Source organism: Microbacterium sp., assembly GCF_031178525.1.
Classification (GTDB): Bacteria; Actinomycetota; Actinomycetes; order Actinomycetales; family Microbacteriaceae; genus Microbacterium.
The window spans coordinates 1-8161 of the sequence record NZ_JAPSJA010000115.1; the positions used below are offsets into that span (position 1 = coordinate 1).

Consider the following 8161-nt stretch of genomic DNA (forward strand, 5'->3'; position numbering starts at 1 on the left):
GAATGGCGCCGCTACTTCGAGGTCAACGTGCTCGCCGCGGTTCGGCTCATCCGAGAGACGCTGCCGGGGATGACCGAGCGGGGGTGGGGTCGCATCCTCAACATCGCGAGCGACTCGGCGATCGTCATCCCGGCCGAGATGATCCACTACGGCATGTCGAAGACCGCGCTGCTCGCGGTGTCGCGCGGCTTCGCGAAGGAGGCCGCCGGCACCGGCGTCACCGTCAACTCGGTCATCGCCGGCCCCACGCACACGGGCGGCGTCGAGAAGTTCGTCTACGAGCTGGTCGACGAGAGCCTGCCGTGGGGCGAGGCGCAGCGCGAGTTCATGCGCACGCACCGGCCGCAGTCGCTGCTGCAGCGGCTAATCGAGCCCGAGGAGATCGCGAACATGGTCGCGTACCTCAGCTCTCCCCTGGCCTCGGCGACGACAGGAGCCGCCGTGCGTGTCGACGGCGGGTACGTCGACGCGATCGTCCCCTGACGCTCGGACGACCCGGCACGCCTCCGGAGATCTGCACCGTTTCGGACGTCCGCGCCGCAGCCGATCCGGATACGTGCAGATCTCCGGATCGGCGCGCGGATCCCGCGGACCTCCACACAGCGAAACGGCGGGCCGCTCCCGAGGGAGCGACCCGCCGCAGGAAGCGAGACTCAGCGCGTGGCGCCGGCGCGACGCTTGTTGTAGATGTCGAACGCGACGGCGATCAGGAGCACGAGGCCCTTCACGATCGGCTGCAGCGACTGCGGCACGCCCATGAGTGACATGCCGTTCGACATGACGGCCATGACGAGGCCACCCACGAGGGCGCCGGTCACGCGACCGATGCCGCCCGTGGTCGAGGCGCCGCCGATGAAGCAGGCCGCGATCACGTCGAGCTCGAAGCTGTTGCCCATGTTCGGCTGCGCGCCGTTCGAGCGCGCCGAGAACATCGCGGCGGCGATGCCGGTCAGCAGACCCATGTGCACGAACAGCCAGAAGTTCACGCGCGCGACGTTCACACCGCTGAGCTTCGCGGCGGCGAGGTTGCCGCCGACCGCGTACACGTGGCGGCCGAACACCGTGCGGTTCGTGATGAGCTGGTACACAAGCACGAGCACGCCGAGCACGATCAGGATGTACGGGAAGCCGCGGTTGTACGCCAGGGCCCATGCGAACGCCATCACGACCACGGCGACCGCGGCGAGCTTCAGCACGAACAGCGGCATCGACTCGACCTTCTGGTTGTAGCTGATGCGCGCACGACGGCTGCGGACCTGCGAGTAGATGAATCCACCCACCGCGAGCACGCCGATCAGGAGCGTGAAGACGTCGACCGTCACGGGCACAGCCTTGAGGCCCTCGCCCTGACTCACCACGATCTCGCCGAACAGTCCGCGCGAGAAGTCGGTCGCGATGGTCTTGTAGTCGGCGGGGAACGGCGACAGCGAGACGTTCTGCAGCACGACGAGCGTCAGTCCGCGGAACAGCAGCATGCCCGCGAGCGTCACGATGAACGCGGGGATGCCGACGTACGCCACCCAGAAGCCGTGCCAGGCGCCGACGAGCACGCCGACGAGCACGGCCGCGAGCAGTCCGACCCACCAGGGCATCCCCTGCCGGATGACGAGCACGGCCGACACGGCCGACGCGAACGCGAGCACGGACCCCACCGACAGGTCGATGTGACCCGCGACGATGATCATGATCATCCCGAGCGCCATGATCAGGATGTGCGCGTTCTGCAGCACCAGGTTGGTGACGTTCTCGGGGTTGAGCAGCAGACCGTCGGTCAGGATCGTGAACAGCACCACGATCGCGACGAACGCGATGTAGATGCCGGACGTGCGGAGGTTGCGCGTGAACAGGTCTTTGGTCTCAGCCAGGACATTGCTCATGCCGCGGCCTCCTTCTGGTTCTTCTCGATGGTCATGAGGCTCATCAGGTTCTCCTGCGTGGCCTCCGCGACGGGCAGCTGGCCGGTGATCCGGCCGTACGCGAGGGTGTAGATCCGGTCGCTCATGCCGAGCAGCTCGGGGAGCTCGCTCGAGACGACGATGATCGCCTTGCCCTGTGCCGCGAGCTGGTTGATGATCTCGTAGATCTCGTACTTGGCGCCGACGTCGATGCCGCGGGTCGGCTCGTCGAGGATCAGCACCTCGGGGTCGGAGTACAGCCACTTCGACAGCACGACCTTCTGCTGGTTGCCGCCGGAGAGGTTGCCCACCGTCTGCATCACGGTCGGGGTCTTGATGTTCATCGCGCGGCGGTAGTCCTCGGAGACCTTGATCTCCTCGTTGCCGTTGACGAACGACGCCCAGTTGGTGAGCTTGTCGAGAGCCGCGGACGTGATGTTCGTGCGGATGTCCGTGATGAGGTTCAGGCCGTAGTGCTTGCGGTCCTCCGACACGTACGCCAGCCCGTTCTCGATCGCCTCGCGCACCGTGCGCGTGCGGATCTCCTTGCCGTGCAGGAGCACGCGGCCGGAGATGTCGCGACCGTACGACTGGCCGAACACGCTCATCATGAACTCGGTGCGCCCGGCGCCCATCAGGCCGGCGATGCCGACGATCTCGCCCGCGCGGACCGAGATCGTGGCGTCCTCGACCACGACGCGGTCCGCCTGCGTCGGATGGCGGACGGTCCAGTTCTCGACGCGGAAGATCTCCTCGCCGATCTGCGGCGTGCGCTCCGGGAAGCGCGCGTCGAGCGAGCGCCCGACCATGCCGCGGATGATCCGGTCCTGCGTCGCATCAGGGCCATGCATGTCGATCGTCTCGATCGACTCGCCGTCGCGGATGATCGTCGTCGAATCGGCGATCGCCTCGATCTCGCCGAGCTTGTGGCTGATGATGATGCACGTGATGCCCTGGTCGCGCAGCTCGCGCAGCAGGCCCAGCAGGTGCTCGGAGTCGGTGTCGTTGAGCGCGGCGGTCGGCTCGTCCAGGATCAGCAGCTTGACGTCCTTGGTCATCGCCTTGGCGATCTCGATCAACTGCTGCTTGCCGACGCCGAGCTCGCCGACCGGGGTCGTCGGGTTCTCGTCCAGGCCGACGCGCGCCATGTAATCGGCCGCCTCGTGGTTGGCCTGGTTCCAGTCGATCAGTCCGCCGCGCACGCGCTCGTTGCCCAGGAAGATGTTCTCGGCCACCGACAGGTAGGGCACGAGCGCGAGCTCCTGGTGGATGATCACGATGCCGCGCTGCTCGGAGTCGCGGATGCCGGAGAACGACACCGCCTTGCCGTCGAACAGGATGTCCCCGCCGTAGGTGCCGTGCGGGTAGACGCCCGACAGCACCTTCATGAGCGTCGACTTGCCGGCGCCGTTCTCGCCGCAAATCGCGTGGATCTCGCCGCGCGCGACGCTCAGATTCACTCCCTTGAGCACCTTGACGCCCGGGAAGTCCTTGGTGATGCCACGCATCTCGAGGATCGCGTCAGTCATCGTCCGTCCCTTCGGGTGGGTTCGGAGGCGATGCCCGCCGGGGCGCGACAGACGTCACGACCCGGCGGGCACCGCCGGAGAGATGGGCTCGGATTACTCCGCGACGCCCGAGGCGACCTCGTCGGCCGTCCAGTAGTCCGAGTCGACGAGCAGCGACGTGATGTTGTCCTTCACGACGATGTCCGACTCGAGGAGGTACGACGGCACGACCTTCTCGCCGTTGTCGTACGTCTCGGTGTCGTTCGCCTCCGGCTCGCCGCCCTCGGCGTACGCCTCGGCGGCCTTGACGGCCTCGGTGGCGAGCTTGCGCGTGTCCTTGAAGATCGTCGCGAACTGCACACCGTCGTTGATCAGCTTGACCGAGGCGATCTCGGCGTCCTGGCCGGAGACGACCGGGAGGCCGTCCTCGATCGAGTCACCGTAGCCGGCGTTCTGCAGGGCCGTGATGATGCCGCGCGAGATGCCGTCGTAGGGCGAGAGCACGCCGTGCAGGGGCTTCGAGCCGCCGCCGTAGGTCGACGTCAGCAGGTCCTCCATGCGCTTCTGGGCGGTGGCGCCGTCCCAGCGGAGCGTGGCGACCTGGTCCATCGAGGTCTGGCCCGAGCCGACCGTGAGGCGGCCGTCGTCGATGAAGGGCTTCAGGGTGTCCATGGCGCCGTCGAAGAAGAAGCCCGTGTTGTTGTCGTCGGGCGAGCCGGCGAACAGCTCGATGATCTTCTTGTCGGACAGGTCGGTCTCGTTGCCCTCGGCGTCGAGGTACCCGAGGCCCTGGAGCAGCGACGTGGCCTGCTGCACGCCGACCTCGTAGTTGTCGAACGTGACGTAGAAGTCGACGTTCTCGGTGCCGTTGATCAGGCGGTCGTACGCGATGACCGGGATGCCCTTCGCGGCAGCGGCCTCGAGCTGGCTGGCGAGCGCCGTGCCGTCGATCGATGCGACAATCAGGATGTCCGCACCCTTGGTGACCATCTGCTCGATCTGCTGCTGCTGGGTCGGGATGTCGTCGTTCGCGAACTGCAGGTCGACCTCGTAGCCGGCCTCCTCGAGCTGCGACTTGACGGCGTCGCCGTCGTTGATCCAGCGCTCCGACGTCTCGGTCGGCATGGCGACGCCGACGGTGAGGTCCTCGGCGGGAGCAGCGCTGCCGCCGTCGCCGGAACCGGCGGAGCCTCCGCTCGCGCAGCCCGCGAGCCCGATGGCGAGGGCGATCGCGCCCGTGGTGGTGATGAACCGCAGAGCAGTCCGCTTCATTGCTGTGCCTCTCTCTTCCTCGAGAACCGGGGTCAGGGAACCCCGCGTGAGAACATGTTAGCGCTCACATACGGAATGTGCACGTTCACACGCGATGGCCCGACATCGAGAGGCCTCTCCGGGCGGGCGGAGGGGCTGCCGCGGGCGAAGAGAGCCTCAGACGTCGACGCGAAGCGGCAGCCACACGCGCATGGTGGCGGGCCCGCGATTGCCCCACGTCCGGTACGGGATGAGGCGCGCGCTGCGCACGTCGGCCGGGTGCACCGTCACCTCGGCATAGGGCCACGGATCGGCCGGCTCCTCGTGCCGTGGGTGGACGAGCACGGCGAAGTCCGCGACGACGGCGTCGCCGTCCTCACGCAGCGAGCCCGGCACGAGCGCCGCGCCGTCGACCGGCGCCCCGAGGTCGATCGATTCCAGCGCCAGCACCTCGGGGCCGCGCTCAACCGCGACGCAACCGCGAACCGCATCGACCCGGGGGTCCGGATGGACCACACGAGGCGCGACGGGGAGGGACAGCACCACTTCGTCGCCCGGCCGCCACGCGCGCCGGATGTGTGCGTACCCCGGCTGCACGGGAGCGCCGTCGAGTGTCGCGCCGTGCGCCCAGGCGGGCACGCGCAGCGCGAGCTCGTAGTCGCCCGCCTCCTCGACCCGCACGCGGACGTCTCCCGAGGAGGGATAGTCGGCGCTCACCGTCACCACGACGCGCGCACCGGAAGGAAGCGTGGCCGTCAGCCTGCCGGCGGCGTACTGGTGCAGCTGGACGCCGTCCTCCGAGCGCGTCGCGGCATACGCGCCGAGCGTCGCGACCGTGCGGGCGATGTTCGTGGGGCAGCACGACACGCTGAACCACGGCGCTCGCAGCGACGTGGAGGCGCGTCCCACCGTCGCGTCCGGATCCGTCGGCGCGCCCTCGACACGCTGGTGCAGGGGGTTCGAGTAGAAGAACGCCCTCCCGTCTTCGGAGACGGCGGTCGCGACGACGTTGAACAGCGTGCGCTCGATGAGGTCGGCATAACGCACATCGCCGGTCGCCAGCAGCAGGCGCCACGCGAACATGACGGAGGCGATGCCCGCGCACGTCTCGGAGTACGCCCGGTCGCTCGGCAGCTCCCAGTCGGCGCCGAACGCCTCGTCCTGATGGTGGGCTCCCTGGCCGCCTGTGATGTACGTGCGGCGCGAGATCGTGCGGTCCCATTGCCGGCGCAGCGCATCGAGCAGCTCGTGGTCGGCGCGCTCGACCGCGACATCGACCGCGGCGGCGGCGAGGTAGTTGGCACGCACGGCATGGCCGTGCAGCGCCTCCGTCTCGCGCACCGGGACCGCGTCCTGGAAGTACTCCTGACCGAATTCGATCTCGCCGAGCGTTCCCCGGCCGCGGCGCTCGACGAACAGCGCCGCCTGGTCGATGTACCGCTGCTCACCGGTGACGCGCCCGAGCTCCACGAGGCCCAGCTCGATCTCCGGGTGACCGCACACGCCGTTCCGGGCGTCGGGACCGAACTCGCGCACGACGAGATCGGCGGCGCGCGTGGCGATCTGCAGCAGACCGTCGTCGGCCTCCGGTCGCGTGCGGGCCCGCGCCACGGCGGCCTGCATGAGGTGCCCCAGGCAGTAGAGCTCGTGACCCCATTCGAGATGGCTCCAGCGCTCCTCCTGGCCCGGCCGACCGAACGCGGTGTCGAGGTAGCCGTCGGCCTCCTGCGCCGCGGCGACCCGCGACACGGCCGCGCGGAACGTCTCCTCGAGCGCCTCCGATCCCGTCCTGCCGATCTCCCAGGCGAGCGCCTCCAGATACTTGTAGACCTCGGAGTCGGCGAACTCGCGCCCGCGGCGCCCGTCGGGCAGGCGTCCCGCGGCGGCGAGGTCGAAGTTCGGCAGCCAGCCCTCGCTCTCGAGGCGGGCGCCGACGTGGGCGAGCGTCGCCGCACCGTTCGTCGCCTGCCGCTCAGCCCAGAGCCCGCCCTCTATCCGGAACCCGTCGAGACCCAGCGGCGTGAGAGCGCCGCGGCTCGGAACGACGGTGGCGACGGGGGTGATGGTGTCGGTCATGATCATCCTTTGAAGGCGGTCGTCTCGCGCCCGCGGGGGGCATCAGCGGGTCAGGATGAGGGCGTCTCCCTGTCCCCCGCCGCCGCACAGCGCGACGGCGCCCGTGCCCGAGCCGCGGCGCGCGAGCTCGTGCGCCATGTGCACCACGAGCCGGTTGCCGGATGCGCCGATGGGATGGCCGATCGCGATGCCTCCGCCGTGGATGTTGACGATGTCGCTCGACAGCCCCAGCTCGGCCTGCGACTGCGCGACTACGGCACCGAACGCCTCGTTGATCTCCACGAGATCCAGGTCGGCGGGAGCGATGGCCGCCTTCTCGCACGCGCGGCGGATGGCCTGTGCGGGCTGCGCCTGCAGCGAGTTGTCGGGGCCGGCCGTCTGCCCCGACGCGCCGACGGTGGCGAGCACCGTCCAGCCGCGCTCCGCGGCGTGGGCACGCGTGGTCAGGATCGTCGCGGACGCGCCGTCGGAGATCTGCGACGCGTTGCCGGCCGTGATCGTGCCGTCCTTCGTGAAGGCCGGGCGCAGCCCCGCCAGCGTCTCGACCGTGGTGTCGGGCCGCACGCCCTCGTCCTGCGCGACCACGACGGGGTCGCCCTTGCGCTGCGGCACCTCGACGGGCACGATCTCGGCGTCGAACACGCCCGACGCCTGCGCGGCCGCCGCCCGCTGGTGCGACAGCGCCGCGACCTCGTCCTGCGTCCGGCGGCTCAGGCCGAAGCGGCCGTTGTGCCGCTCCGTCGACTCGCCCATGCTGACGCGGTCGAACGTGTCGGTGAGGCCGTCGTGCGCCATGTGGTCGAGCACCTCGATGGCGCCATAGCCGTAGCCCGCCCGCGAGTTCGGCAGAAGGTGCGGCGCCTGCGTCATCGACTCCATGCCGCCCGCGACCACCGTCGTCGCGTCGCCCAGCCGGATCATCCGGCCGGCCTCGATCACGGCCGTGAGGCCCGAAAGGCACACCTTGTTCACGCCCTGGGCGGGGACGTCCCAGCCGATCCCCGCACCGATCGCGGCTTGCCGGGCGGGGTTCTGCCCCGATCCCGCCGGCAGCACCTGGCCCATGATCACGGCGTCGACGTGCTCGGGGGCGACGCCGCCGCGCTCGAGCGCACCGCGGATCGCGAGTGCTCCGAGCTGAGGCGCCGAAAACGACGCGAGCTGTCCGCGCAGCCGCCCCTGGGGCGTGCGTGCGGCGGCGACGATGACGACATCCGCATCACTCATGCGGCTACCTCCTCCGGTGCAGGTTCCTCCTCCATCTTGCCCCCTCGGCGGCGCCTGCACGGCCGAAGGGCGGACCCCGGAGACCCGGAGCCCGCCCTCGCGGGAAGCCCTCGGCTCAGAGGCCCTGCGCCAGGCGGTGGTAGGCGGCGTTCCAGCGCACCTGGTCGGCGAAGCCGCGGCGCGTGGTCGCCTCGTCGATCACCA

General features: G+C 69.7%; 6 protein-coding genes. 1 reads left to right on the plus strand and 5 read right to left on the minus strand.

Translation table 11 applies throughout. From position 1 onward, the window contains the following. Positions 1-483: SDR family oxidoreductase (locus RIF89_RS08685; RefSeq protein WP_309068725.1), on the plus strand; the 483-nt coding region annotated here is incomplete at its 5' end. A gap of 170 nt (positions 484-653) precedes the next feature. Here the strand turns inward: RIF89_RS08685 and mmsB are convergent. The 5 genes from mmsB to RIF89_RS08710 all read right to left on the minus strand — a co-directional run bounded on the left by mmsB (position 654) and on the right by RIF89_RS08710 (position 7957). Then, positions 654-1877 (minus strand): multiple monosaccharide ABC transporter permease, encoded by a 1224-nt coding sequence (mmsB, locus tag RIF89_RS08690; protein ID WP_309068726.1) that lies wholly within the window; start codon positions 1875-1877, stop codon positions 654-656. Beyond that, a complete protein-coding gene (mmsA, locus tag RIF89_RS08695) occupies positions 1874-3424 on the minus strand; it encodes a multiple monosaccharide ABC transporter ATP-binding protein (protein WP_309068727.1) in 1551 nt (516 codons plus the stop codon). Before mmsA ends, mmsB begins: the two co-directional genes overlap by 4 nt. Before the next feature lie 93 nt (positions 3425-3517). Continuing rightward, on the minus strand, positions 3518-4675 hold the full coding sequence (gene chvE / locus RIF89_RS08700; RefSeq protein WP_309068728.1) for a multiple monosaccharide ABC transporter substrate-binding protein: 1158 nt from the start codon (positions 4673-4675) through the stop codon (positions 3518-3520). Between the two features lie 156 nt (positions 4676-4831). Next, the gene (locus RIF89_RS08705) at positions 4832-6730 is read right to left on the minus strand and encodes a beta-L-arabinofuranosidase domain-containing protein (protein WP_309068729.1); all 1899 of its coding nucleotides are present in this window, start codon (positions 6728-6730) and stop codon (positions 4832-4834) included. 42 nt (positions 6731-6772) lie between these two features. Further along, the gene (locus RIF89_RS08710; RefSeq protein ID WP_309068730.1) at positions 6773-7957 is read right to left on the minus strand and encodes an acetyl-CoA C-acetyltransferase; all 1185 of its coding nucleotides are present in this window, start codon (positions 7955-7957) and stop codon (positions 6773-6775) included. Between the last annotated feature and the right edge of the window lie 204 nt (positions 7958-8161).